At 64.1% G+C, this 24,528-nt stretch carries 20 protein-coding genes; 11 read left to right on the forward strand and 9 right to left on the reverse strand.

What is annotated here, in order from left to right; all coding sequences use genetic code 11:
• Window positions 1–2: 2 nt before the first annotated feature.
• The 10 genes from HH213_RS12985 to HH213_RS13030 all read left to right on the forward strand — a co-directional run bounded on the left by HH213_RS12985 (window position 3) and on the right by HH213_RS13030 (window position 11,295).
• Window positions 3–1,340 (forward strand): TldD/PmbA family protein, encoded by a 1,338-nt coding sequence (locus tag HH213_RS12985; protein WP_169112506.1) that lies wholly within the window; start codon window positions 3–5, stop codon window positions 1,338–1,340.
• 8 nt (window positions 1,341–1,348) lie between these two features.
• Window positions 1,349–1,972: a DUF4159 domain-containing protein gene (locus HH213_RS12990; protein WP_169112507.1), complete on the forward strand. Its 624-nt coding sequence runs from the start codon at window positions 1,349–1,351 to the stop codon at window positions 1,970–1,972.
• A 5-nt stretch (window positions 1,973–1,977) separates the two neighbouring features.
• A complete protein-coding gene (locus HH213_RS12995) occupies window positions 1,978–2,979 on the forward strand; it encodes an AAA family ATPase (RefSeq protein ID WP_169112508.1) in 1,002 nt (333 codons plus the stop codon).
• Between the two features lie 7 nt (window positions 2,980–2,986).
• Entirely contained in the window at window positions 2,987–3,901 is a 915-nt protein-coding gene (locus tag HH213_RS13000; RefSeq protein ID WP_169112509.1) for a DUF58 domain-containing protein, read from the forward strand.
• Window positions 3,898–5,007, forward strand: coding sequence for a BatA domain-containing protein (locus HH213_RS13005; RefSeq protein WP_229263419.1), 1,110 nt, complete (start codon window positions 3,898–3,900; stop codon window positions 5,005–5,007). Before HH213_RS13000 ends, HH213_RS13005 begins: the two co-directional genes overlap by 4 nt.
• Window positions 4,991–7,021, forward strand: a complete 2,031-nt coding sequence (locus HH213_RS13010; RefSeq protein WP_169112510.1) for a DUF4175 family protein — start codon at window positions 4,991–4,993, stop codon at window positions 7,019–7,021. Before HH213_RS13005 ends, HH213_RS13010 begins: the two co-directional genes overlap by 17 nt.
• On the forward strand, window positions 7,018–8,790 hold the full coding sequence (locus HH213_RS13015) for a hypothetical protein (protein ID WP_174864411.1): 1,773 nt from the start codon (window positions 7,018–7,020) through the stop codon (window positions 8,788–8,790). The genes HH213_RS13010 and HH213_RS13015 overlap by 4 nt, the downstream gene beginning before the upstream one ends.
• A 34-nt stretch (window positions 8,791–8,824) precedes the next feature.
• Complete coding sequence (locus HH213_RS13020; RefSeq protein ID WP_169112511.1) at window positions 8,825–9,718, forward strand: dihydrodipicolinate synthase family protein; 894 nt, start codon at window positions 8,825–8,827, stop codon at window positions 9,716–9,718.
• Window positions 9,719–9,814: 96 nt separating this feature from the next.
• Complete coding sequence (locus HH213_RS13025) at window positions 9,815–10,642, forward strand: helix-turn-helix transcriptional regulator (RefSeq protein WP_169112512.1); 828 nt, start codon at window positions 9,815–9,817, stop codon at window positions 10,640–10,642.
• A gap of 11 nt (window positions 10,643–10,653) precedes the next feature.
• A complete protein-coding gene (locus HH213_RS13030; RefSeq protein WP_169112513.1) occupies window positions 10,654–11,295 on the forward strand; it encodes a glutathione S-transferase family protein in 642 nt (213 codons plus the stop codon).
• Between the two features lie 2 nt (window positions 11,296–11,297).
• On the opposite strand, the gene HH213_RS13035 is transcribed toward HH213_RS13030, so the two are convergent.
• The gene (locus HH213_RS13035; RefSeq protein ID WP_169112514.1) at window positions 11,298–11,936 is read right to left on the reverse strand and encodes a pyridoxamine 5'-phosphate oxidase family protein; all 639 of its coding nucleotides are present in this window, start codon (window positions 11,934–11,936) and stop codon (window positions 11,298–11,300) included.
• Window positions 11,937–12,019: 83 nt separating this feature from the next.
• On the opposite strand from HH213_RS13035, the gene pdxR reads away from it, so the two are divergent.
• A complete protein-coding gene (gene pdxR / locus HH213_RS13040) occupies window positions 12,020–13,552 on the forward strand; it encodes a MocR-like pyridoxine biosynthesis transcription factor PdxR (RefSeq protein ID WP_169112515.1) in 1,533 nt (510 codons plus the stop codon).
• On the opposite strand, the gene HH213_RS13045 is transcribed toward pdxR, so the two are convergent.
• The 8 genes from HH213_RS13045 to HH213_RS13080 form a co-directional block, all read right to left on the reverse strand.
• The gene (locus HH213_RS13045) at window positions 13,500–15,902 is read right to left on the reverse strand and encodes a TonB-dependent receptor plug domain-containing protein (protein WP_229263420.1); all 2,403 of its coding nucleotides are present in this window, start codon (window positions 15,900–15,902) and stop codon (window positions 13,500–13,502) included. The genes pdxR and HH213_RS13045 overlap by 53 nt on opposite strands.
• 298 nt (window positions 15,903–16,200) lie before the next feature.
• Entirely contained in the window at window positions 16,201–16,977 is a 777-nt protein-coding gene (locus HH213_RS13050) for a spermine/spermidine synthase domain-containing protein (RefSeq protein ID WP_110846362.1), read from the reverse strand.
• Between the two features lie 12 nt (window positions 16,978–16,989).
• Complete coding sequence (locus HH213_RS13055; protein ID WP_217363526.1) at window positions 16,990–18,315, reverse strand: sensor histidine kinase; 1,326 nt, start codon at window positions 18,313–18,315, stop codon at window positions 16,990–16,992.
• Between the two features lie 110 nt (window positions 18,316–18,425).
• Window positions 18,426–19,802 carry a sigma-54-dependent transcriptional regulator gene (locus tag HH213_RS13060; protein ID WP_169112517.1) on the reverse strand — a complete coding sequence of 459 codons (1,377 nt, stop codon included), beginning with the start codon at window positions 19,800–19,802 and terminating at the stop codon, window positions 18,426–18,428.
• Between the two features lie 50 nt (window positions 19,803–19,852).
• Window positions 19,853–21,088 (reverse strand): ABC transporter permease, encoded by a 1,236-nt coding sequence (locus HH213_RS13065; RefSeq protein WP_169112518.1) that lies wholly within the window; start codon window positions 21,086–21,088, stop codon window positions 19,853–19,855.
• Between the two features lie 12 nt (window positions 21,089–21,100).
• Complete coding sequence (locus HH213_RS13070; protein ID WP_110846364.1) at window positions 21,101–22,414, reverse strand: ABC transporter permease; 1,314 nt, start codon at window positions 22,412–22,414, stop codon at window positions 21,101–21,103.
• Between the two features lie 10 nt (window positions 22,415–22,424).
• Window positions 22,425–23,138 carry an ABC transporter ATP-binding protein gene (locus HH213_RS13075; protein WP_110846365.1) on the reverse strand — a complete coding sequence of 238 codons (714 nt, stop codon included), beginning with the start codon at window positions 23,136–23,138 and terminating at the stop codon, window positions 22,425–22,427.
• Between the two features lie 16 nt (window positions 23,139–23,154).
• Window positions 23,155–24,423 (reverse strand): efflux RND transporter periplasmic adaptor subunit, encoded by a 1,269-nt coding sequence (locus HH213_RS13080; RefSeq protein ID WP_169112519.1) that lies wholly within the window; start codon window positions 24,421–24,423, stop codon window positions 23,155–23,157.
• Between the last annotated feature and the right edge of the window lie 105 nt (window positions 24,424–24,528).

A 24,528-nucleotide genomic window follows, 5' to 3' on the forward strand; every position in this document is an offset into this window, starting at 1 on the left:
AGATGAAGATGCTGAATCAGGAAGAAGCGAAACGCGTTTGCGACAAGCTGATGTCACTGTCCAAGGCGGACGAGTGCCGGGTGCAGATCAGCGGCTCGCGCAACGGTAACATCCGCTATGCGCGCAATGCGGTATCGACGGCAGGCCTGGCGGAGAACACGCAGCTGACGGTGAGCGTCGCCTTCGGCAAGCGCCAGGGCACGGCCTCGATCAACGAGTTTGACGACAAGTCGCTGGAAAAGGTAATCCGCCGCGCCGAAGACGTGGCGCGCCTGGCGCCGGAAAATCCGGAGTTCCAGCCGGCGGTGAAGAAGCAGGATTACAAATCGTCCGTTACCTTTAGCGAGGCCACGGCGGCCATCGATCCCGAGTACCGCGCCGAAGTGGCGGCGCTCAGCATCAATTCGGCGCGCAAGCAGGGACTGGTGGCGGCAGGCTTTTTCAGCGACACCACCGGTTTTGAAACAGTGGCCAACTCCAACGGCGTGTTCGGCTACCAGACCTTGAGTAATCTGGGCTTTACCGTCACCACGCGCACCGAAGATGGTCGTGGCTCCGGCTGGGTGACGCGTTCCGCCAACGACGCGCGCAAGTTCGACGCCCGCGAAGCGTCCGAGATCGCCATCGAGAAAGCGTTGAAATCGGTCGACGCGAAAGCGCTGGAGCCGGGCCGCTACACGGTGATTCTGGAGCCGGCGGCGACGTCGGAAATCATCGGCCGCATGTTCGGCGCCTTCGATGCGCGCCAGGCGGACGAAGGCCGCAGCTTCCTGTCGAAGAAGGGCGGCGGCAATCGCCTGGGTGAGAAGCTGTTCGATGAGCAGGTCAATATCTGGGCCGATCCTTGGAACCCAGACGTGCCGGTGCTGCCATGGGATGGCCAGGCGATGCTGGCGCGCGAGCGCGCGGACGTGGTCAAGGGCGGCAAGATCGCCTCGCTGGACTATACGCGCTACTGGGCCGAGAAACAGGGACAGCGTGCCACCGGCCGTCATGGCAACATGATCATGGCTGGCGGCGGCAAGTCGACCGAGGAGCTGATTGCGTCGACAAAAAAGGGGATACTGGTCACGCGCACCTGGTATATCCGCATGGTCGATCCGCAGTCCTTGCTGCTGACCGGCTTGACGCGCGACGGCACGTTCTACATCGAGAACGGCAAGATCAAGCATCCGGTGAAGAACTTCCGCTTTAATGAAAGCCCGGTGTCGATGCTGAACAATATCGATGAACTGGGCAAGCCGGTGGTCATCGGCGGCGACGAGGTACGCTATCAGATGCTGATTCCGCCGATGAAGGTGCGCGACTTTAACTTCACGTCCCTGTCGGACGCGGTGTAAGGACGGCTGTGGCCTCGTACGATTTTTATTTCACCCGCCTGACTTACGAGTCGGGCGACTGGGATGTGGATGTCCGCATGCCCAGCAACGTGCTTAACTCGCTGGTGGAGTACACCACCTTGCGGGTCGATCCCGTTGAGCGCATCGTAGCGCTGTCCGATCCGAAGATGCTGGAGGCGCCGTTTTGCTATTTCGCCGGGCACAAGCTGGTGCAGTTTACGGCGGCCGAGCGCAAGAACCTGGAACGCTACATCAAGGGCGGCGGCTTTCTCTTCGTGGACGACTGCAACCACGATATCGACGGGCTGTTTGCGAAATCGTTTGAGGCTGAAATCGGCCGCATCTTCGGGCCGAAGGCGCTGCACAAGATCCCCAACAATCATGCGATCTATTCGAGCTTCTTCAAGTTTGAAGACGGTCCGCCGAACACCGGCGTGGAGCTGAACGGCTGGGGCGACGATCTTGTTCACGACTATCTGAAAGCGGTTGAAGTCGGCGGCCGCGTGCGGCTTTTGTACAGCAACAAGGACTACGGCTGCGAGTGGGATTACGACTTCCGCAACAAGCGCTTTCTCGCGGTCGACAATACCCGCTTTGCGGTCAATATCATTCAATATGCGTTGGGAGCGTAGTTATTATGGCTGATGGTGCAATCGCCTGGAGCGAAAATGAAATCGGCGCGCTGACCGCCAAGGTGAAGGCGCTCAAGGCCAGCATGGCGCGCGTGATCATCGGCCAGGAAAACGTGATCGATTCGCTGATCATCTGCCTGCTGGCGGGCGGCCATGCGCTGGTGGAGGGTGTGCCGGGACTGGGCAAGACGCTGCTGGTCAAGTCGCTGTCGCAGGCGACGGAGCTGGACTTCCATCGCGTGCAGTTCACGCCGGACCTGATGCCGTCGGATATCGTCGGCACCGAGATCCTGGAAGAAGACCATGCGACGCGCAAGCGCGAGTTCCGCTTCCAGCAAGGTCCCGTGTTCACGCAAGTGCTGCTGGCGGATGAAATCAACCGCGCGCCGCCTAAGACGCAATCTGCTTTGCTGGAAGCGATGCAGGAGCGCTCCGTCACCTTCGCCGGGCAGACGCACAAGCTGCCCAAGCCGTTCTTTGTGCTGGCGACGCAGAATCCGATCGAGCAGGCCGGCACGTATCCGCTGCCGGAGGCGCAGCTGGACCGCTTCCTGCTGCGCATCGATGTCGTGTATCCGACCGAGGCCGAGGAAATCGCGATGGTATCGGCCACCACGCAGGCAGGCCTGAAAGACGCCGAGCCGGTGATGGATGTCTCCACGCTGCTGCGCCTTCAGCAACTGGTGCGTGATATCGAGATCGGCGAGCACCTGTTGGCGTATGCCACGCGGCTGGTGCGAGCGACGCGGCCGGCGCTGACCACGGTGCCGGCGGTGAAGAAGCATATCGCCTGGGGCGCCGGACCGCGCGCCGGCCAGGCGCTGGTACTGGCCTCCAAGGCGCGCGCGCTGATGCAGGGCCGCCTGGCCGTCACACGTGAGGACATCGCCGAGATGCTGCTGCCGGTGCTGGCGCACCGCGTGCTGCGCAACTTCGAGGCGGAGGCGGATGGGGTGGCAATCGCCGAGATCCTGCAAGCGCTGCGCGAACATATTCGCCCGGACTAAGCTGCCGATGCAATCGACCGCAACGCAGCCCGCTGGCGCAATGACCGCCATGCTGGCCCAGACCAGGGATCTGGATCTGGTGATCCGCCACGTGCTGGCGGGGCTGGGCCATGGCATCCATATTGGCCGCGAGCGCGGCGCCGGTGTCGAGTTCTCCGAATATCGCGCCTACGCCCCCGGCGACGAATGGCGCCGGGTGGACTGGAAGCTGCTGGCGCGCGCCGACCGCTATTTCGTCCGCGAGGCGGAGCGCGACAGCCATGTCGCAGTCTGGCTCTGGCTCGATGCCACGGCATCGATGGCGGAGCCGAGCCGCGAGATAAATGGTATCGACAAGCTGTGGTTTGCACGCACCGTGCTGGCCTGTGTGGCCGCTATTGCGCAGCGCCAGGGTGACGCTTTCGGGCTGGTGGTGTGCAGCGGGGGCAAGGTTGACTACATGCCGGCTGCGCGTGGGCCGCGCCAGCTCCAGCGCGTGCTGGCTGCGCTGAACAAGGCGACGCCGCAGGGCGAGCTGCCATCAGCCGAAACGCTGCGCGCCAGCCTGCACTTCGCGCGCGCGCCGGGCATGATCTTCGCCGCCAGCGATTTCCTCGACTGGCCGTCGCCGCTCAGCGAGGCCTTGCTCCGTTTGCGGAATATGCGCCACGACGTGCGCCTGCTCACGCTGCGCACGCAGGCGGAGGTGGACGCCAGTTTCAAATCCGGCGCCGGCTACCGCGATCCGGAGCGCGACGATGGCCTGCACCGCATGAGCAACGCCGACCGCGAACACTACAAGCAGCAAAGCCGCGCGCATTTCGGCAGCGTGGCGGCAAGCTGTCGTCAACATAACATCGTCCACTACGAGGCGCGCATCGAACAGCCATTGAGTGGCGTCTTGCGCAGCTGGTTGCAGCTGGCGGGAGCGCGGGCCAGATGATCTTGAGTTCTTATCCTTGGTGGTGGCTGGCGTTGCCGCTACTGCTGTTGCCGGTTTGGTGGCATCGCCAGAAGCGCCAGCGACTGAAAGCCGAGCCGCTGGCTACTGCGCGCTTCCTGCCACCGGCGGCGCCGGAACAGTTGCGTGTCTGGCAGTGGCGCGACAAGTTGTTGTTGCTGGTGCGCTGCCTGCTGTTGGTGACATTGATCGCGTGGCTGGCTGCCACCATATTCCCGTGGCGCGGCGACACGGTGATGATTGATGCCGGCGCAGACAAGACCTGGGCCGAACAGCAAATCGCCGCAGCAGGCTTCAACACCTCCGCGCGTATCGACCTGCCGCCAAATCCGCTGGCATGGTTGCGCGCCAATGAGCGCAATTGGCGTCCGACAGCACGACTGCTTATCGTCGCACGCGCCGATCAAATCGCCATGCCGGCCCGCGTGCCGCAATTCAGCCACCAGCTAGAACTGCGCACCGCCAACGCGCCGGTCATCCCGGTCGCGCCGTCCACGCCCGCCGCACGTGTGACGCCGCCTGGGGCACCTGCTTCGCCGCAGACCGCAACGACGCACCACATTGTGCTGACCGCACCAGCCGCTCGCTTGCCAGCATGGCAATCACTGTTCGCCGCCTTCGACGTCGCCGGCAACGCAGCCACGCGCCACCAATTCACCGCCGAACCAGACGCTGGAACGACGCTGATTGTGTGGGACACGCCAGCGACCTCACCGGCCGCTAACTGGCGCGGCCCGCACTGGTGGATCGCTCCCGCTGCCGCCGCCGGCTTCACCGAGTTAGCATCCGCGACCAAGCTGACGATTAACGGTATCCAGCTGCGCTACGTCGATTCACCGCGCGGCCGTCTGTGGACGTCGGACGCATTCCCACCACGCGATGCAGACACTGCTCGCGCGCTGTACGAAGCCTGGCAGCTGCTGTCCGCCGCACCGGCGCCAGCCTACGCCACGCCATCCCAAACCTTTAGCGCCGCCCGCAGCGCGCTGCCCGCCATCACCAACGCCAAGTCAGCCTACTGGCTCGCTTTGGCCCTGCTGGCGCTTTTCATCCTCGAACGGACCCTCACGCATGCACGGCGAAACTGACTACCTGCGCCGCCGCCTCTGGACCGCCATCTTGCGTCGCCGCAGCCCGCAATGGCTGGCCGCACTCTTGCCAATGCTATTGGCCAGCTGGATGCTGTCCACCACCCGCATCGCCATGGCAGCAGCCATCACCCTCTGGGGAATTTGTGCCATCGCCGACGGCTACCGCTGGAAGCAACGCATCGCCGCGCAATGGCAATCTTGGCTCAACGCTGCCGTCCCCTCACTGGAAGACAGCAGCGAACTCCTGACAAGCGACGCAAAATCGCCTATCGCCAAACTCCAGCAACAACGCCTGCAAGCCCGCCTCGCCAGCGTGCTCACAGACGCCGACTACCAGCGCATTGCCCGCAGCCAGGCGCGCTTCTCTATCTGGCCGCTGCTGCTTGCCGTCCTCGCCACTGGAGTAGCCATCGCATGGCAAGGCCAGACAGCACCAACGCAAACAAAGCCAGCAGCGGCCATCCACGCCAATAAACCAATCATTGACGGCGAGGTATACCTCAGCGTCACACCGCCAGCCTACACCGGCGTCAAGCCTTTCGAGACAGGTGCGCGCGACATCCAGATCCCGCAATACACCGACGTCCGATGGTGTGTTCGCAATGCCGCCGGCGCCGAACCCGCCGTCGAACTAGGCGATGGCCACACCCTCGCCATCGGCAAAGACTGCGCAAAACTCCGCGTTGAAGACTCGCTGTTCTGGCGCGTGCGGGGAACATCTACCACCCGCTACAACATCCGCGTCACGCCGGACCAGGCACCGCAAGTCACCATCATCGAACCGACACAACTGATCCACCTACTGCAAAAAGACGCCAAGTCGGTACAAATCTCCATCAGCGCCCGCGACGACTACGCCATCGTCCGCGCCAGCCTGCACATGACCCTCGCGCGAGGCAGCGGCGAAAACATCCGCTTCAGCGACAAGGAAGTCCCGCTGCCGCAATCCAGCGATCCCAAATCGCGCAGCTGGAAAAAACAATGGACGCTGGCGGAACTCGGCATGGAGCCGGGCGATGAACTCTACTTCTTCGTCCGCGCCACCGACAACGCGCTGGAGAACCCGCATACCGCACAATCGCCAACCTACACGCTGCGCCTGCCAGGACCGGAAGCCGAAAGCCTGGACTCCACCGCGTTGCCATCCATGAGCAAACCGGAAAACTTGCGCAGCCAGCGCCAGATCATCATCGACACCGAACAACTGGTCGCCGACCTGAAAGCCAATCCCGGCATGTCCGCCGCCACGCAACGCTCGCGCAGCGAAGGCATCGCCGCCGACCAGGCCGCGCTGCGCCTGCGCTACGGCCAATTCCTCGGCGAAGAATCCAGCCTGTTCGGCGACGAGGAACATGAGCACGAACATCACGGCCAGGAAAAAGTCGGCAGCGAAATCAGCGTCATGAAGGAATTCGGCCACGCGCACGACGTCGAGGACAACGCCACTATCTTCGACCCACAGACCAAAGCGGTCCTTAAACGAGCACTGTCCGCGATGTGGGACGCGGAGAAGTCGCTGCGCGCCGTCTCGCCCAAGACCGCGCTTCCGCCGGAGTATAAGGCGCTGGACGCCATCAAGGAATTGCAGGCCGCAGAACGCGTCTACCTGCACCGCACCGCCTTTGTGCCGCCCGCATTGAAGGAAGAGAAGCGCATGACTGGCGACATCGTCGGCGCCATGAGCTACAAGCGCGCACAAGGTGAGGCCAGCGACACCGTGCCGGCCGAAGTGCGCGATCTGGTGCAAGCGTTGTCGCGGGATGGCACGTTGCCCGCGCTGTGGACCAAGGCCGCGCGTGAGGCGATTACCTCTCGCATCACCGATCAGGAACAGAAGTTGAGCGCGCAGCGCGCCGTGCAGGATGTACAGGATGGGTGTGTTCCATGCCGTGCCGAGTTGCGCGCATGGTTGCGCGGTACGCTGACCGATGCGCCGGTACTGCTGCAAGCACGCCCTTCGGCGGATACGTCCTTCCGTCAGGCGTGGAGTGGCAAGGAGCAGGTTAAATGATTATTTCTACCGACTTGGCGAATATTGCGCCGCCCTTGGTAGCGCTGGCTGCTGGCTTGATCAGCGCCGTGCTGTATGGCCGCACGCGCCGCTGGATCGACGCAGCGTTGGCTGGCGTGGCCGGCATCGCGCTGGCGGTGGCGATTGCGGATGTGCGCTTGCCTGCAGGCGCTGCGGCACCGTTGGCCGTCAGCACGGAGGCTGGACGCATCAGCGCGTCCGATCTGTCTGCGATCCCGGCTGCATCCGGCATTGTGCTGAGTGGCGATGGCGTGCGCGAGGCAGAGTGGCGCGATTTGCCAGCGCGTCCGCTGCAATGGAAGCCGGCGGCGGCGGAGTTGTTATGGCTAGATTTTCCGCGTTCGATGTCGCTGGGCCGTATCTTTACGCTGACTGTGCGGCGTTCATCGGCGCCGGCGCAGTGGCGCTTGCAGCTACTGGCTGAGAACAAGCAGGTACTGGCGGATTCCGGTCTGGCGGCGGAGCCGCAGCTGTCCGTGCAGTGGTTGCCGCCGGTGGCGGAGGTCATGGTGCTGCAAGCCCGCCTGCTCGACAAGAACGGCAAGACAATTGCGCAGGGACCGATTCCATTGCAGGTGAAGGATGCCGTGCCGTTGCAGATTCAGGGCCGTTTCGATGCGCCGTCGTTTGATGCGCGGGCATTGAATCAGTTGCTGTCCGATGGCGGTGCGGTATTGGATTGGAATGTCACTCTGGGCAAGTCGATCACGCGCAGCGAGACTGCGCGCGTGCCTCTGGTGGCAGCCAATGCGGTGTTTATCGATGCGGCGTATGTTGAACATTTGAGCGCTGCGGCGCGTGCGGCTTTGCTGGCGCAGGCCGGTAAGGGCGTGCCGCTGGTGGTCCTGGGCGGGAATGCTTCGGATGCGGGCATGTGGCAGCGGGAGTTTGGCTTGTCGCTGCGTCCGCAGTCGCCAACGACGGAGAAAGAGGACGTGCGGCAGTTTGGTGTGCTATCGCTGCCGCCGGCGCAATTGAATCCTTCGGAGAGTGTCGCGGCGCCGTGGTCTGTTCTGGCGCGGGATGCTCGCAAGCAGCCGTGGTTGTGGCAGCGTGGTGTTGGTCAGGGACGCGTGGTGTGGGTAGGCGTGGCAGACTGGCATAAGTATGCGATTAGTGCGCCGCAGGCGTTGGCGCTGTGGTGGCAATCGGCAATGGATTTGATTGCGTTGGATGACGCGCAAAAAGCGGTTTGGCAGATGAACGATCCTCTGCCAGTGCCGGGATTGCGTAGTGAGGTGTGTGCGCAAGGTGTGAAGACCGGGACGGTGCTGACGGCCGAAGGCTATGCGGCGATGGCGCTGGCTGCGCGCGTGGACAAGGCGGATGCTGTGTGTGCGGCGTTTTGGCCGCAGAAGGCTGGCTGGGTGAAATTCAGCGCGGCGGGCATGACGGAGCAGGGCGTGGAATACGTCTACGCCTCCGGCGATTGGCCCGCGTGGCAGAAGGCGCTGCGCCGCGACGCAACCATGCAGTACGCCGCCCGCTCCGCGCCAACACCCACCGGCGAAGACACCGCCGCCACGACGGCCACTGCCACTGCAACTACGCGGAGCGGCGCTGCCAACGCCATGGCTTTGGCCACCGCGACGGCCGTCGACGCAGGCCAAGTCTCGGCTGTCGCTGGCGTCGCGGATGGCGCTAGCTGGCCAGGTGCGCGGGCGGCTGGCGTGCTGTTTGCGCTAGTGCTGCTTGCTCTTTGGTGGCGTGAGCAGCGGCACATCGGCGGCGCTGGCGATAGGTTATGATATCCGGCACCCCAGCCACGACGGAGTTGTCGCCATGTTTACCGGACTCAGTGCATTCCCACTAACGCCCATGAACGAAGACGGTATCGATACCGTCGCCTACGCAGGTCTGGTCCGTCGCCTGGCTGACGCCGGCGTCGATTCCATCGGTGCGCTTGGTTCTTCGGGCAGCTATGCGTACCTCTCGCGCGAAGAGCGCGCGCGGGTTGCGCACATTGCGGTGGAAAGCGCGGGTACTGTGCCGGTCATGATCGGCGTCGGCGCGCTGCGCACGCGCGATGTATTGCTGCTGGCGGAAGACGCGCAAAAAGCCGGCGCCAGCGCGGTCCTGTTGGCGCCTGTGTCGTACAACAAGCTCTCCGCCGAAGAGGTGTATAGCCACTTCGAAGCAGTAACGCGCAATCTGTCGATTCCCCTGTGCGTCTACGATAATCCCGGCACCACCAATTTCCAGTTCAGCGATGAACTCCATGGTCGCATCGCGCAACTGCCGAATGTCCGTTCTATCAAAATCCCCGGCATGCCTCTTGACCCGCAGGAGGCCAAGGCGCGTGTCGATCGTCTGCGTGCATTGATTCCCGCGCATGTGTCGATCGGCGTCAGCGGCGACTGGTTTGGCGCCATCGGCTTGAATGCTGGCTGCGAGGTCTGGTACTCGGCCTGGGGCGGCCTGTTTCCGCGCGCGCTGCTGGAGATCACGCGCGCGGCGCAACGTGGTGATGCGCAGGAGGCCAGTCAGCTGCTGGAGCGCCTGTGTCCATTGTGGGATTTAGTCGCGAGGCAGGGGGGAAGCCTGCGCGTGATGGCCGCCGCTGCCGAGTTACTCGGACTGGTGAAGTCACCCTGCCTGCCGCTTCCGCTGAAGGCAATCCAAGGCCCTGACCGCGCACATCTTGCGGAGCTGATCGCATCGCTGGAGCTTCAATAACGTTTGAGCGGATCGGCACCGAATCCGACTGATACGGCACAGACGCGGCGCCACGCGGCGGCTACACTATGTGTGTTCCCACTAACGGACGCTCATATGCAAGCTCCTTCCAATGCAGACCGCTACATCCACGCCATACCGGGCGTGGGCGCTGCCGCGCATGTGCTACAGGGACGCGAGCTGGAGATACTGCGCGTTCACGTGCAGCAGCCGGCGCTGGTCCTGGTCGACCGGGGCGTCAAGACGGTGCGTACCTCGCAGGGACTCAGCGTGCGTGCGCGTCCAGGTGAGGCGCTGGTTCTTGGCGGTGGCCAGACCGTTGACTTCACCAACGCTGTGCACGAGGGCGACCATTACGAGGCGCGCTGGCTGGTGTTCGATCCAGTGCTGCTGGATGATCCGTTTTATCGCGGCGAGGCTGTCGGTAAAGCCGTTTCGGCACGCGCGGTGACGAAGGTTGCAGATGGACTAACCGATGCATTCGGTCGCGCCACCCAGGCATTGGTACACAGCCTGCCCGCAGCAGTAGCGCGTCAGCGGCTGCTGGAGGTGATGCACTGGCTACTGGAGGCAGGTGTTGCGTTGTCCGCGCCGCCGGCTGCCGCCAACATCTCATGCAAGGTGCGCGCGCTGATCGGCGCCCGTCCACAACAGGACTGGAGTGCCGGTCGCGTGGCCATTGAGCTGGCCGTGTCGCAGGCCACGCTGCGTCGCCGCCTTGCCGCCGAAGGCAACTCGCTGACAGAACTGTTAGTGGACACCCGCATGGCGACGGCACTCACGCTGCTGCAGGCCACCACGCAGCCCGTCTCCCACATCGCGCTCTCCGTGGGCTATGAATCTCCATCGCGCTTTGCTGTACGGTTTCGCCAGCGTTTCGGCTTTGCGCCGACGGCGGTGCGGGGCCACGAGCGCACATTATGAAAGCAGCTGCCATGATCAAAATCCATCACCTCGGCCATGCCCAATCCGAACGCGTCGTCTGGCTCTGCGAAGAACTGGAGGTGCCGTATGAGATTCAACATTACACGCGCGATCCGGTGACGATGCTGTCGCCTCCGGAGCTGAAGGCGCTGCATCCGCTCGGCGCCGCGCCGGTGATCGAGGAAGGCGGCTTGATGCTGGCGGAATCGGCCGCCATCGTCGAGTACATCATCGTCAAGCATGGCGGCGGGCGACTCAAGCCTGGGCTGGAGCACCCGCACTATGCGGACTTTCTTTACTGGTTCCACTTCGCGAACGGGAACCTGCAACCAGCGATCGGCAGGGTGCTGTTCATGCGGCGTACCGGTCTGCCTGCCGACCATCCGGCGTTGGCTGCCGTGCAGGCACGCATGGATCGTGTGCTGCTGCTGATGGAAGAGCGGCTGGGAGAAGCAGCATACCTTGCCGGCAGCGAGTTCTCCGCAGCAGACATCATGACGGTTTTCTCACTCACAACCATGCGTCTGTTCCAGCCGTTTGACCTGGCGCCGTATCCGCACATTCGGGCGTATTTGCAGCGCATCGGCGCGCGACCTGCGTATCGCCATGCCATGAGCAAGAGCGATCCGGACCTGACGCCGATGCTGGACTGACGTCAGCCCTGCTGCCAGCGCCGCACGTATTCCGGCGCCGGGAGTGTGCAGGCGGGATCGGTGATCGGTGCCTGATGGGTGCGGGAGAAGGGCAGAACGCCGGCCCATGCCGGCCAGCTCAGGTCTTCTTCATCGTCGCCCGGCAGGCCGCTGCGGATTTTGCAGGCCGCTTCTGTCAGCGGGATGCGCATGACGGTGGTGGCGGCGTATTCCTTGTCAGAGCCGGGACGGATTTCTGCCTGCCGGCCTGGCACCAGCTTTTCCATGAAGGCTTCCATCGCATGCCGCGCGCCGTCTGCCTTAACCACTTCAAAGCGTCCGTAGATCATGGCGGAGCGGTAGTTCATCGAATGATTGAACGCCGATCGCGCCAGCACCAGACCGTCCAGATGCGTGATGGTCACGCAGCATTCGCCGTCCATCAGGCGCTTCAGCATGCGGCTGCCGTTGGAACCGTGGATGTACAAGTAGTCGCCTTCGCGCCAGCAGGCCGTGGGGATGCAATGCGCGCCTTTGGCATCGCCGAAGGCGATGTGGCAAAGGTAGGCGTCGTCAATGATGGCGTGCAGCGTGGCGGCGTCGTAGTGGCCGTTGGTGGCAATGCGGCGGATGCGGGTGCGGTCGGTCGGTGCTTCGTTCATGATTCTCCTCATAAAAATACCAATATAATGAAACCCTGGCTCCATCAGTAGAGCCATGCATGACTATTTTGATGGAGCCACGGATGGATCTTGCCTTGTTGATCAACGACTACACGGAACAGCATCGCGATCACGGCTGGCCGCGTCAGCGCATGCTGCACGAATGTCTGCGTTCGGCGATTCGCAACGGGACGCTGGCTGCCGGCGCGCGGCTGGCCGCCTCGCGCGCGCTGGCAGAGGAATTGGGCGTGGCGCGCAATACGGTGCTGTACGCGTATGAGCAGCTGGCTAGCGAAGGCTTTGTGGTGACGGACCGGCGCGGCACGGTAGTCGCTGCGCTGGCGGCCGAACGCAAGCCGACCAGACGCGCGGCCGCTGTGCAGCATGCCGGCTTGTCGCAGCGCGTGCGGAATCTGCGCGCGGTGCCGGGACCGGTGGACCGCATGGGCGCCTTTGTGCCCGGCGTGCCGGCGCTGGAGCAGTTCCCGATGGCGCTTTGGCGGCGCATGATGGAACGCGCACTGCGTAGGATAACCGTGGAGCAGCTGAACTATGGTGAGGCGGCCGGAGAACCGCAGCTGCGGGAGGCGATTGCCGATCACCTGCGCGCCTCGCGCGGCGTGGTGTGCGAAGCCGCGCAAGTGTTCATTACGGACGGCACGCAGAGCAGCCTGGATATTTGCATGCACGCGCTGGCCGACATCGGCGACACGATGTGGATCGAGAATCCCGGCTACGGCGGCGCACTGGCCGCTGCGCGTGGCGCCGGCCTCGCGGTGTCCGGCATTGATGTCGATGACGATGGCATGTCGCCCATGGCGGAGGACTGGCTGCTGCGGCCACCGCGCCTGATCTACACCACGCCGTCGCACCAGTATCCGGTGGGCAGTGTATTAAGCTTGCGCCGGCGGCTGGCGTTGATCGAGTCAGCGCGCGCGGCGGGCGCCCTGATCATTGAGGACGATTACGACAGCGAGTTCCGGCATGATGGCGCGCCGCTGCACGCCATGCAGGGTCTTGCGGCGGATGCGCCGGTGGTCTATCTCGGTACCTTCAGCAAGACCATGTTCCCGTCGCTGCGCATCGGTTTTGTGGTGGTGCCGGCGTCGCTAGCCGATGCGTTTTTGCAGATGCGCGAACAGTCGTCGGCGCGCGGGCGCGTTGCCGAGCAGCTGGCGCTGGCCGAGTTCCTGCGTAGCGGCCAGTTTGCGCTACACCTGCGGCGCATGCGGCGGCTTTACCGGCAGCGGCGTGATGCGCTGGTGGCGGCGCTGCGACAGCATCTGGGATCGGTGGCGACGGTGCACGGCGGCACGGCCGGCATGCATCTGTCATTGCGCTTCAACGATGCTGCCGTCGATGACGAAGCCATTGTGGCGCAGGCGCTGGAGCGCGGCATTGCCGTCAACGCGCTGAGCGCGCATGACACGCAGGGTGACTCGGGCTGGAAGGGACTGATGCTCGGCTACGCACAAGTGCCGGCCGAGCAGATGGAAGGATTGGTGAAGCAGTTGGCGGCGCTGGTGCACCTTGCGGCGTATGCCGCCAACTGCTCCAAGACGTTTAAAACGCCGTATCCGCCCGCACGTAGAACGAGCGGCCGTTCACGCCGATAGGGCAGGTTTCCCAGCAGCGGGTGAAGCCCAGTTTCGGGAAGTCGCCGCCGTTGGCCCACAGGTTAGGCAGCTGGTTGAAGGCGTTGTTGACGCCTGCGCTGAGGAAGGTGCGCTTGCTGAAGCCATAACGCACCGTCGCATCCACCAGCCAGCGTGCATCCCATTTCTGCAGAGGGCTGAAGTTGGACGCTTCCACCGGACCATAGTAGTTGGCGCGGGTGTTCAGGTTCCAGGGGCCGATGGTGTAGTCGGCCGCCACCACATGGTGTTTGCGCGGCTGGCCATGTTCGATCAGCGTGACTTGCGACTGGTCGAACAGCTTCTCGCCGCTCAGCACCGTGGAAGTGGAATGGCGCTTGGTCACCTCCGTCTTGTTGAAGCCCAGTTGGCCGGACAGCACCAGCGTGGACGCATCAAACTTGGTGGTGTTCTCGGCAACCACGTCGAGGCCACGGGTACGGGTGTCCACTGCATTGGTGAAGAACTGCGCCTGGCCTACGCCCAGCGGCTTGAGGATGTTGGCGATCGGACCGCCGCCGGCTTCCGGTGCGATCTCGCTGGAGAACACGATGCGGTCCTTGATCTTGATCTCGTATACGTCGGCCGTCAGCGAGAAGTTTTTTACTGGACGCAGCACCACGCCCATGCTGCCGTTGGTGGAGGTTTCCTCTTTCAGTGGCTTGATGCCGAAGGCCTGGGTCACGGTGCTGCCCTGGCGCGCGGTCAGGGTTTCGGTCAGTACGCCGTTATTCAGGTTGGTGGAGACGGAGCTGTAGAACTCCTGCTGCACGCTCGGTGCGCGGAAGCCAGTGGACAGGCTGGCGCGGAAGCCCACTTCCTTGGTCGGGTCGAAGCGGCCACTCAGCTTGCCGGTGACGGTGCTGCCGAAGTCCGAGTATTTTTCGTAGCGCACCGCGCCGCCCAGCGTCAGCGTGTCGACCGGCTTGGTCTCGGCGTCGAGGAACAGGGCGATGTTGTGACGGCCCGAATCCACCGCCGTTCCCGGCGTGTAGCCAGGGAAGCCCTGGATGCCGGCGGCAGCGGTGGCGCCGCTTGGCGTGGTGATGGCGATGGCCGGATTGTTGGTGCGGCCGTACTGGTAGGAGACCGGGTCGCCGGCGATGATCTGGTAGTTGTCCTGGCGGTACTCGAAGCCGGTGGCCAGCGAGACGACGGTGTTCCCCAGTGTGACCGGGCCTTTGACGTCGGCGTTGAAGGTCAGCTGCGAGAACTTCAGCGTGCCGGTATCGGCTTCGCGCGGCGAGTCGGCGTAGATGCCGCCGCCCGGTTTCGGCTCGTACCAGTAGGAGACGTTCAAGCTGTTGGACTCGTGGAACGCCAGTTCGCTCTGGCCGTAGTTGATGCTGATGTCGGCCTTCCAGTCGCGCGGCAGGTCGTGGCGGTAGCCAAAAGCGAACGAGGCGTCCTTGATGTCGGTGCTGATCGCCGGCAGGAAGCCGTTTGGATATACGGCCGGTACGGTGCGGTCGTCGCCGGCGGAACGGAAGAAGCCATACGAATCGCTCTTGCGCTTGGAGACGCCGCCGAAGGCGTAGATCTCGCTCTCCTTGTCGATCGGCAGCGCGCCGTTCCACCACAAGTAGCCGTCCTTGGTGTTGCTGTCGCCGATGTGCTGCGTCACGCGCGGAGGATTGACGCGCAATGAATCGGGTCCGGCGCGGTTGGTTTCGCCGCGCTTGCGGCCTTCCAGTGTCAGGTTGATGTAGCCGCCGTTTTCGCCCAGTGCGAAGCCGCGGTTGGCGCTGGCCGAATACAGGTCGCCGTCACCTTCGGACGTGGTGCCCAGCTGGCCGCTGAGCGACGTCTCGCCGGTGTTGGATTTGAGGACGATGTTGATCACGCCTGCAATCGCATCTGAGCCGTATTGGGCCGCCGCGCCATCGCGTAGCACTTCGATGTGGTGGATGGCGCCGAGCGGAATGGCGTTGATGTCGGTACCGGCCGAGCCTCGGCCAATGGTCTGCTGCACGTTGACCAGCGCCTGCTGGTGGCGGCGTTTGCCGTTGATCAGCACCAGCACCTGGTCCGGTCCCAGCGAACGCAGGGTGGCCGGGCGGATCGAGTCCGTGCCGTCGCTGATGAAGGTGCTGGAGAAGTTGAACGACGGGTCCAGCGTTTGCAGCAGCTTGCCCAGTTCCAGCGGGCCGGCCGTTTGCAGGTCTTTGAGGCCGATCAGGCCAACCGGCGACGAGGTGTCCAGCGCCGTTTTGGCCACGGAGCGCGAGCCCAGTACCACCACGGTTTGTTCGTCTGCCTTGGCGCCGCTGTCGGTAGACGTTTGCGCGGTGGCGGTTTGTGCCGCCAGCAGCAGGATAGCGCTAGCAAGCATGGTGCGTTTGAATTGCGGAGCTCTTGTCATTGTTCTCTCTCGTGGTATTTTTTGAAGACGGCCCGCGGGGGTAAGGCCGTTGGAAAAATACTAATGGGAGGAGTCGGGAAACGACAACGCGGCACGCACCACAATGTTGCGAATTATGCACATTTGCACATACTTCGTGCACTGTAACGTAATGTATCGTAAGCTGGCCGGCGACCCGGCACGTGTCTGCGCAATGCAGGTGCAAAAGTGTGGCGCGCGCGCATCGGTATGATGCGCTTGCATATCGATAGACGGAAAACGGCGCTGCCTATTGCTGGTCGCGCATCCACTCTTTCAGGCCGTTGACCCATGACTTGGCCGGCAGGTTGAGGGTTTTCTTGATTTCGCCGGCGCGCTCATACAGCACGCTGAAATCCAGCGATGGCGCATTCTTGAAGGCGATGACGACGATGTTCGCATCGTGCACTTCCGGCAGCCACACCACGGCGTCGAACACCATTTCCATCGTTTGCAGGTTCTTGTCGTAGTTGGAGAAGTCGTCGCCGAAGACGTTGGTGGTCATGATGCCGCCGTCGCGCAGCACGTCGGCGCAGCCCTGGTAGAACTCCGGCGAGTCGAGCACCGGGCCGCGCGCTTCTTCGTCGTACAGGTCCACTTGCAGGATGTCGACGGTGTTGCGGTTGGCCGGATCGAGCACAAAATCCATGGCGTTCATTTCGCGCACGTCCAGCCGTTCGTCGTTGGACGGCAGGGCAAACTGCGCCTGGCACATGGCGATGACGTTGGGATTGAGTTCGATGGCGGTCACGCGCGCCTGCGGCAGGCGGCGGTAGCAGAACTTGGTCAGCGCGGCGCTGCCCAGACCCAGTTGCACGATGTGCTGCGGGTTCTCGTTGAAGAGTAACCACATCATCATCATCTGGATGTATTCCAGTTCGATGTTGTCTGGCTTGGCGATGCGCATGGCGCCCTGGACCCAGGAGGTGCCAAGATGCAGGCTGCGCACGCCCTGGAATTCGGTGACGGTGGCGGGCGGGTGGCCGGGCTGGTCGAAGCGCGGGGAGGGGGATGAAGACTTGGACATCCCGCTAGTTTATCAGGCCAGCGGCAAAATGATGGTGACCGTCAGGCCGCCGCCTTCGCGGTTGGTGAGGGTGATGCGGCCGCCGTGGGCTTCGGCGATCTCGCGCGCCAGCGCCAGACCGAGGCCGGTGCCGCTGCGTTTGGTGGAGTAGAACGGCACCAGCGCGTTGGTCAGCACCGCGTCGCTCATGCCGGGGCCACGGTCCAGCACATCGATGCGGACGGCGTCGTGCAGGCGGCGCACTTCCAGGCCTACTTCATCGGCCGGCGAGCCCGATTCGTGGGCGTTCTTCAGCAGGTTCAGTAAGGCTTGTTCCAGCTGGGCGGGATCGAAGGCGCACGGTTCGGCCGGCGCTTCGCCGATCTGCTTGAAGATCACCTGCTCACTCAGCTGTGTCAGGAAGCCTTGCCAGTGCTGGGTTTCCAGCCGTGGCGTCGGCAGCTTGGCGAAGCGCGCATAGCCGAGGATGAAGTTTTCCAAGTGGCGCGTGCGCTCTTCGATGGTGCCCAGGATTTGCGGCAGGCGTTCGGTCTGGCCGCGCCGCACCAGCTCCGCGCCGGAGTGCGCCAGCGAGGTCAGTGGCGCCAGCGAGTTATTCAGTTCGTGGCTGATGACGCGGATGACTTTTTTCCACGTCTGGACTTCCTGGCGGCGCAGCTCCATCGTCAGTTGGCGCAGCAGCAGCAGTTCGTGCTTGCGGCCATTCAGTTTGAAGCTGCGGCGGGCCAGGTGGTAGACGTCTTCTTCGTCGATGTCGGTATTGGCGCCAGTGGCCTTGGTGGTGAACAGGCCATCGCCGCCGCGTGCGAGTGCTTCCAGCAGTGCCGGCGAGGCGTGGGCCAGGATATCTTCGAGCTGGTGGCCTTCCAGCCGGCGGCCCTGGTTCAGCAGCTGGCGCGCGGCGATGTTGGCGTAGACGATAGGGCCGGCGTCGCTGACCAGCAGCATGGCGACCGGCGTGTTCTGCACCATGGTGTCCAGCAGCAGTTCGCGCTGGACCAGGTCAAGGCGTTGTTTGCGCAGCACTTCGCCGAGCGCGTTGTGGGCCGCCACCAGATCGCTCAGCTCATCGTTTTGCGGCCAGTGCAGGCTGAAGGAGAAGTCGCCGTCCTGGTAGCTGGTGACGGTGCCGGTCAGCGCGCGGAATAGCGACAGCATGCGCTCCAGCTCCGCGCGGATGGTGATGATGGAGATGGGCAGGACGCACAGCAGGCAGATCGCCAGCACCAGGCTGGAATTGTCGGGGAAGATGCGGGTCAGTTCCAGCGCGATCAGGATGCCGACGGTGAGCAGTGTACCGACTAACGCGGTCCAGCGGGTGAGCAGCGAGAGGCGCAGACCGCGCCGTGGTTGCGGCTCGCCGGCGGCTTTGCTGGGACGCGCCGGCGCGTCGGCCGCATTCTCGGTTGCGGCGTCGGCGTCGCGATCGGCGTTGTCGCGTTGTTCGGTCACGGCCGCACGATGCCCAGCCGTTCCATGCGGCGGTACAGCGCCTGGCGTGACAGGCCCAGTTCCGCCGCCGCTTGCGCTACCACGCCGCCGGCGCGGCTCAGCGCCAGGCTGATGGCGTCACGGTCCGGCTCACGGTTGCCTTCATCAAGGCTGGCCGATGCTGTGCCGGCGGCTGCCGACAGCGCTGCCGTAGCCGATGCCGGCGGCAGGCCCAGATCCGCCACCTTGATCACATCGCCGCTGGCCAGCAGGCCGGCGCGCATCATGACGTTTTTCAGTTCGCGCACATTGCCCGGCCACGCATGCGCCAGCAGCGCTGCCTGCGCATCGGGATGCAGTTGTTTGCCGGCGCCGAGGAAGTGCATCGCCAGCGGCAGGATGTCCAGCGGCCGCGCCGCCAGCGGCGGCAGCCGCAGTTCGATCACGTTGAGGCGATAGAACAGATCTTCGCGGAAGGTGCCGGCCTTGATCATGGCCTGCAGGTCGGCATTGGTGGCGCTGATCACGCGTACCTTGACCTGGCGTTCGCGGTTGGAGCCGAGGCGCTCGAAGCGGCCGGTTTCCAGCACCCGCAGCAGTTTCATTTGTCCGGCCAGCGGCAGATTGCCGATTTCATCGAGGAACAGCGTGCCGCCGTCGGCCGCTTCAAACTTGCCCTCGCGCGCCTTGGAGGCGCCGGTGTAGGCGCCGGCGTCGGCGCCGAACAGTTCCGCCTCAATCAGCTCGGACGGAATCGCGCCACAGTTGAGCACCACGAACGGGCCGCCGCGCACGGCGGAATTGGCCTGGATAATTTCGGCGATGCGCTCCTTGCCGGTGCCATTGGGGCCGGAGATCAGCACCGGCACGTCGGCGCGCGCCACCTGGCAGGCCAGATGGATCACGCGTTCGGTGGCCTGGTCCTGGAAGACCATGCCGCGCAGGTCATGGCCGTGTTCCAGTTCGCGCCGCTGGCGCAGGTCGGCCTGCACGCGCTGCTGCAGGGCGCGCTTGGCCTGTCCCAGTTCGATCAGGTTGTTGACGGTGGCGATCAGCTTGTTGTCGTCCCACGGCTTGGCCAGATAGTCGGCGGCGCCGGCCTTGATCAGGTCCACCGCTGCATTCAGGTGGGTCCACGCGGTCAGCAGGATCACCGGCAGGTCCGGATGGCGCGCGCGGATGGCGCGGAACAGCGCCGTGCCTTCCTCGCCGGAAGTGGTGTCGGCGCTGAAGTTCATGTCCTGTAAAACCAGGTCGATGCTGTGCTGCTCCAGCAGCGCCAGGCCGGCTTCGGGCGAGGCGGCGCGCAGCGCCTCGATGTCGTGCAGCGAAAACAGCACTTCCAGGGCCACCGAAACGGCGGCGTTATCGTCGATGATGAGTACAGTAGGCATGCCGCAAGCATAACATTGTCGCGGCATGCCTTGCACCTTGGTTGCCGTCATTACGCGGTGCGGGTGGCGGTGGCCGGCGAGATGCTGGCAGCGCGCCACGCCGGGCCGTAGACGGCCAGCACGCCCAGCGCCAGGAATACGCCGGAACCGATCAGCAGGTAGCTGGCCGGCAGACGCGCCATTTCCAGCTTGCTGACCAACAGCTGGTTCAGCCCCAGTGCCAGCAGCACGCCGGCGGCGACGCCGGCACTCGTAATCAGTACGTTCTCGGTGATGAAGTAGCGCAGGATGTCGATCCGGCGCGCACCGAGTGCGCGGCGCACGCCGATCTGTTTGCGGCGCTGCGTGACCCACAGGCTGGCCATGCCGACGATGCCGCTGGCGGTGATCAGCAACAGCAGCACGCTGACCGTCACCAGCATCCACGCCAGCGCCAGATCGGCGCGATAGCGCAGCTTGCGATATTCCGTCAGCGTCTTGGTCTTGACGATGATTGGCTCCGGCGAGGCGGCACGCAGCGCGGCTTCGGTTTCCTTGAGCACCCGGTCCAGTTGGCCCGGCTCGGCGCGCACCGTGTAGCCGTAGCCGGCGTCGCCCGTGGTGCGGGCCGGTATGATAAAGGACTGCTCGCCTTTGGCGCCGATTTGGGCACTTGGCGTTTGCAGTTTGTCGACCACGCCGACAACGCGCATCGGATTAGCCTCGCTGCCGGTCCCGTTGAGCATTTGTTTGCCGACGAAGCTGGTGGCGCCGGGCCACAGTTTCTCACCGAGCACGCGGGTGATGATGGCCACCTTGGGGTATTCCTTGCTGGTGTTGGCATCGATTTCCAGCAGTTCACCTGGCAGGAAATCGCGCCCTTCGGTCAGTTGTAGCCCCCAGGTTTTCACCAGCGATTCGGCGGCCTGGTAGGTGGAGCCCAGCGCTACCGCAGTGACCTGCTTGTAGTCGGTGGCCAGGCCGGTGGTGTTGCCGGAACGGCTCAGCGGGGTCTGGCTGACCTGGGCCACCGAGGTCACGCCGGCCACGGCCCGGATGGTGGCGATTTCGGCGCGCTGGCTGGCCAGGCTGGCTTCGTGTGGCAGCGCCTTGAGGCGGCGTACCTGGACGGAGAACACCTCGCCTTCGTTGGCGACGCCGCTGGCGCGCGCCGACACGGCCTGGCGGTCCTTCACAATGTAGATGGCGTTGGACAGGATGGCCAGGCTCAGGGCCACCTGCACCGCGACCAGTATCGGCCCGGTTTTATTGCGCAGCAGCGCGGACAGGATAGGACGGATTTCCATGAGTAGCCTCGCTTATTGGGATTTGAGTTGCAGTGCCGGCGTGACCTGGCAGGCGCGCCAGGTCGGCAGCAGGCCGGCCAGTACCGCCGCCAGCACCGCCAGCACGAAGGTGGTCAGCAGCATGATCCAGTCCATCTGCGCCACCGTTGCCAGTGCCTTCGACTGCAGTGCGATCAGCGCCAGCGCGCCGACCGCCAGCAGCAGCCCAAGCAGGCCGCCGACCAGGCCGACCACCGTGGTCTCGATCAGGAATTGGGTGAAAATCTCGCGGCGCGAGGCGCCCAGCGCGCGGCGGATGCCGACTTCGGAGGCGCGCACCGAGAACTTGGCCAGCAGCAGGCCGATGGTGTTGACCAGGCAAAGCAGCAGGAAGCCGAACGACAGCCACACGGCCAGCTTGTTGTCGTTGTCGACGACCTTCTGGAATTCCAGCCACTCCATGACGTCATACAGCTTGTTCGGCGTATTGCGTTTCAGGCGGCCCAGCTTGCGCTGTTCGGCGGCGTAGCTATCCAGATAGCTTTGCAGTGCCGCGCGGTCGCCCGGCGTGGCGGTTTCAAACCATACCTGGATCCAGGTACATTCCGAATCCAGGAAGCCCTGGAAGCCCGGTTCCACATTGCCCTGGCAGCCGGTGCTGCCATTGCGCTCCACCTGGTGATTGATGGCGGTGGTGAAGGGAATGTACATATCCTCCTCGTCGCCGAAGGCGGTTTCGGGGCCGATCAGGTGCTGGTAGCGCGGGATCACGTTCCACGTGTCGAGCACACCGACGATCTGGTAATCGAAGCCGCCCATGCGCACGCGGCGACCCACCGGATCGGCGTCGCCATACAGTTTTTCCGACAGCTTGCGGCTGAGGACAACCACGTCGGCGCCGCGCTGGTCGGCATCCGGCGCCCAGCCCTGGCCGTGCAGGAAGGGCGCTTCAAACATATTGAAGTAATCGCCGCCGGTGGCGATGCCGCGCACCACAAAGACCCCCAGGTCCTTGCGTTCCGGCTCCAGCGGCAGGCCGACGCCAAACAGCGCGGTGCGGCGTTCGCCCGCCTTGCTGTTCATGAAATTGACGGCGTCGCGGTAGCTCATTTGTTCGTCATTCGGCTTGTCGCCGACCTTGTAGCTTTCAAGCGGGCCGTTGTCGAACTGCGGCACGAACAGGCGCTCGCTCTTGGCCGGAATCGGGTTGCCGGACATGACGTGCAGGATGGTCAGCGTCGACACGCTGGCCGCCACGCCGATGGCCAGCGTCAGCACCATCAGTGCGGTCAGGGCGGGATTGCGGCGCAGGCTACGTAGCCCCAGCAGGAAGTAGTATTGGAACATGCTGCGCTCCTTACGCTTGGGCGGCGTGGCCGACGGTGCTCAGCGACGGCGACTTGCGCACCAGGTCGGACACCTGGCCGTCGATGATGTGGACATTGCGCTGGGTGCGCACCGCCAGTTCCGGATCGTGGGTCACCATCAGGATGGTGGTGCCGGCGGCGTTGATTTCTTCCAGCAGCTCCATCACGCCGCGCGCCATCTGCGTATCCAGGTTACCGGTCGGTTCATCGGCCAGCAGCAGTTTGGGCGAACCGGCCAGCGCGCGGGCGATGGCCACCCGCTGCTGCTGGCCGCCGGACAGTTCGGCCGGATAGTGCTTCATGCGCGAGGCCAGGCCGACCTTGGCCAGCGCGTCCTCGATGCGCTCCTTGCGCTCGGCGGCGTTGAAGCCGCGATAGCGCAGCGGCACGTCGACGTTATCGAACAGCGACAGGTCGGGAATCAGGTTGAAGCCCTGGAAGATGAAGCCCAGCTTTTCATTGCGCAGGCGCGAGCGGGCGTTGTCGTCCATGCCGCGCACGTTGACGCCGTCCAGCACATATTCGCCGTCGGTAAATTCCTCCAGCAGGCCGGCGATGTTGAGGAAGCTGGTCTTGCCCGAGCCGGACGGCCCGGTAACGGTGACGAACTCGCCTTGCTTGACGTCGATCTCGAAGCCGCGCAGCGCGTGGGTTTCGATCATGTGGGTGCGATACACTTTGCTCAGGTTTTTCATGCGCAGCATAGGAGCCTCTCAGAGTTTAGTTATTGATCGAGACGCGTTCGGCGTTCTCAAAGGTTTCGGTACCGGAGATCACAATCTTGTCGCCTGGTTTCAGGCCGCCGAGAATTTCCACGGCGGAGACGCTGGTGGCGCCCAGCTTGATCGGGGTGCGGATGGCGACGCCGTCGCGCACCACGTAGGCATAGCGGCCGCCTTCCGATTCGACGAACGGGCCGCGCTGCACCATCAGCGCGTCGTGCTTCTCGTCGATCAGCAGGCGCGCGGTGATGCGCTGGCTCTGGCGCAGGCCGGCCGGCTGTTCGCCGTTGAACCGCACCCGCGCCAGCACCTGGTTCTTCACCACTTCCGGCGACAGCGCCGACAGCTTGCCGTTGGCGGTGCCGGTGCCGTAGTTGACTTCCGCCGTCATGCCCAGACCCAGGTCGGACACATAGGTCTCCGGCACTTCCAGCTCGACTTCGAGGCGCGACAGGTCGACCAGCGTCATCAGCGGCGTGTTGGCCGGCACCACGCTGCGGTTGGCGACCGACAGCGTGCCGATGAAGCCGTCGACCGGCGCCCGCACCGTCAGTTCATCGACGCGTCGCTGGGCGTTGGACAGCGTGCTGCGTTGCTGCTCCAGCTGCTTGATCTTGGACTCCAGTTCCAGCGCCACGTTGTCGCTTTCCAGCGCCGAGGCCTGGTCGGCGTGCTTGGCGCGGATGGCGGCGGAGTTCAGCGCGTCCTTGGCCTTCTGGTATTCGATCTTGGCGATGATGCCTTCGTTGGAGACGGCGTCGTAGCGTTCCAGCGTGCGCTGCGCCGACAGACGGTCGATTTCGGCGGTGTCGGCGTCGCGCTGCGCCAGCAGCTTCTGTTTGCGGGCCAGGATGCGCTGGCGCGCCACGTCGGCTTCGATCTGGGCGTAGGCCGCTTGCTCCTTCTTCAGCGCGTCGGACAGGTCGGGCGATTCCAGTACGGCCAGCACGTCGCCCTTTTTGACGGTGTCGCCGGCGTGGGTCTGCAGCGTGACGGTGGCCAGCGACGGCGCGTACAGCGTCGGGCTGACGGCGGCGACGATGCGGCCGTTGACGGCGGCGTCGCGGATCAACGTGCCACGGCCCACTTCGGCGATGCGCAGGCGTGAGATGTTGACCGAGTGGTCGGTGTTGCGCCAGTTGTGGAACAAATACCAGCCCACCGCCAGCACCACCACACTAGCGGCGGCAATGATCAGGCGGCGCTTGGTGGTCTGGCCTTTGGGGGCGGCAATCACGGCGTCTTGGGAGGAGGTGTCACGTATCATGATGGTCGTATGGTGTATGGATAGGCAACCTTATGCAGAAAGTGTGCCAGCATATAAGTTATTGATTTTTATGAGATAGTTAGTGGCGTGTCCGCTGTCCGGTGG

The organism is Duganella dendranthematis (genome assembly GCF_012849375.1).
In the GTDB taxonomy this organism is placed as follows: Bacteria; Pseudomonadota; Gammaproteobacteria; order Burkholderiales; family Burkholderiaceae_D; genus Rugamonas; species Rugamonas dendranthematis.

What these genes read in the sequence shown, in the direction of transcription:
- HH213_RS13005 (WP_229263419.1), top strand. Translation starts at nt 3,898, where the DNA reads ATGATCTTGAGTTCTTATCCTTGGTGGTGGCTGGCGTTGCCGCTACTG.
- HH213_RS13035 (WP_169112514.1), bottom strand. Translation starts at nt 11,936, where the DNA reads ATGAACGAAGCACCGACCGACCGCACCCGCATCCGCCGCATTGCCACC.
- pdxR (WP_169112515.1), top strand. Translation starts at nt 12,020, where the DNA reads ATGGATCTTGCCTTGTTGATCAACGACTACACGGAACAGCATCGCGAT.
- HH213_RS12985 (WP_169112506.1), top strand. Translation starts at nt 3, where the DNA reads ATGAAGATGCTGAATCAGGAAGAAGCGAAACGCGTTTGCGACAAGCTG.
- HH213_RS13015 (WP_174864411.1), top strand. Translation starts at nt 7,018, where the DNA reads ATGATTATTTCTACCGACTTGGCGAATATTGCGCCGCCCTTGGTAGCG.
- HH213_RS13010 (WP_169112510.1), top strand. Translation starts at nt 4,991, where the DNA reads ATGCACGGCGAAACTGACTACCTGCGCCGCCGCCTCTGGACCGCCATC.
- HH213_RS13050 (WP_110846362.1), bottom strand. Translation starts at nt 16,977, where the DNA reads ATGTCCAAGTCTTCATCCCCCTCCCCGCGCTTCGACCAGCCCGGCCAC.
- HH213_RS13065 (WP_169112518.1), bottom strand. Translation starts at nt 21,088, where the DNA reads ATGGAAATCCGTCCTATCCTGTCCGCGCTGCTGCGCAATAAAACCGGG.
- HH213_RS13000 (WP_169112509.1), top strand. Translation starts at nt 2,987, where the DNA reads ATGCAATCGACCGCAACGCAGCCCGCTGGCGCAATGACCGCCATGCTG.
- HH213_RS13025 (WP_169112512.1), top strand. Translation starts at nt 9,815, where the DNA reads ATGCAAGCTCCTTCCAATGCAGACCGCTACATCCACGCCATACCGGGC.
- HH213_RS13075 (WP_110846365.1), bottom strand. Translation starts at nt 23,138, where the DNA reads ATGCTGCGCATGAAAAACCTGAGCAAAGTGTATCGCACCCACATGATC.
- HH213_RS13080 (WP_169112519.1), bottom strand. Translation starts at nt 24,423, where the DNA reads ATGATACGTGACACCTCCTCCCAAGACGCCGTGATTGCCGCCCCCAAA.
- HH213_RS13020 (WP_169112511.1), top strand. Translation starts at nt 8,825, where the DNA reads ATGTTTACCGGACTCAGTGCATTCCCACTAACGCCCATGAACGAAGAC.
- HH213_RS13030 (WP_169112513.1), top strand. Translation starts at nt 10,654, where the DNA reads ATGATCAAAATCCATCACCTCGGCCATGCCCAATCCGAACGCGTCGTC.
- HH213_RS13060 (WP_169112517.1), bottom strand. Translation starts at nt 19,802, where the DNA reads ATGCCTACTGTACTCATCATCGACGATAACGCCGCCGTTTCGGTGGCC.
- HH213_RS12995 (WP_169112508.1), top strand. Translation starts at nt 1,978, where the DNA reads ATGGCTGATGGTGCAATCGCCTGGAGCGAAAATGAAATCGGCGCGCTG.
- HH213_RS13045 (WP_229263420.1), bottom strand. Translation starts at nt 15,902, where the DNA reads ATGCTTGCTAGCGCTATCCTGCTGCTGGCGGCACAAACCGCCACCGCG.
- HH213_RS13070 (WP_110846364.1), bottom strand. Translation starts at nt 22,414, where the DNA reads ATGTTCCAATACTACTTCCTGCTGGGGCTACGTAGCCTGCGCCGCAAT.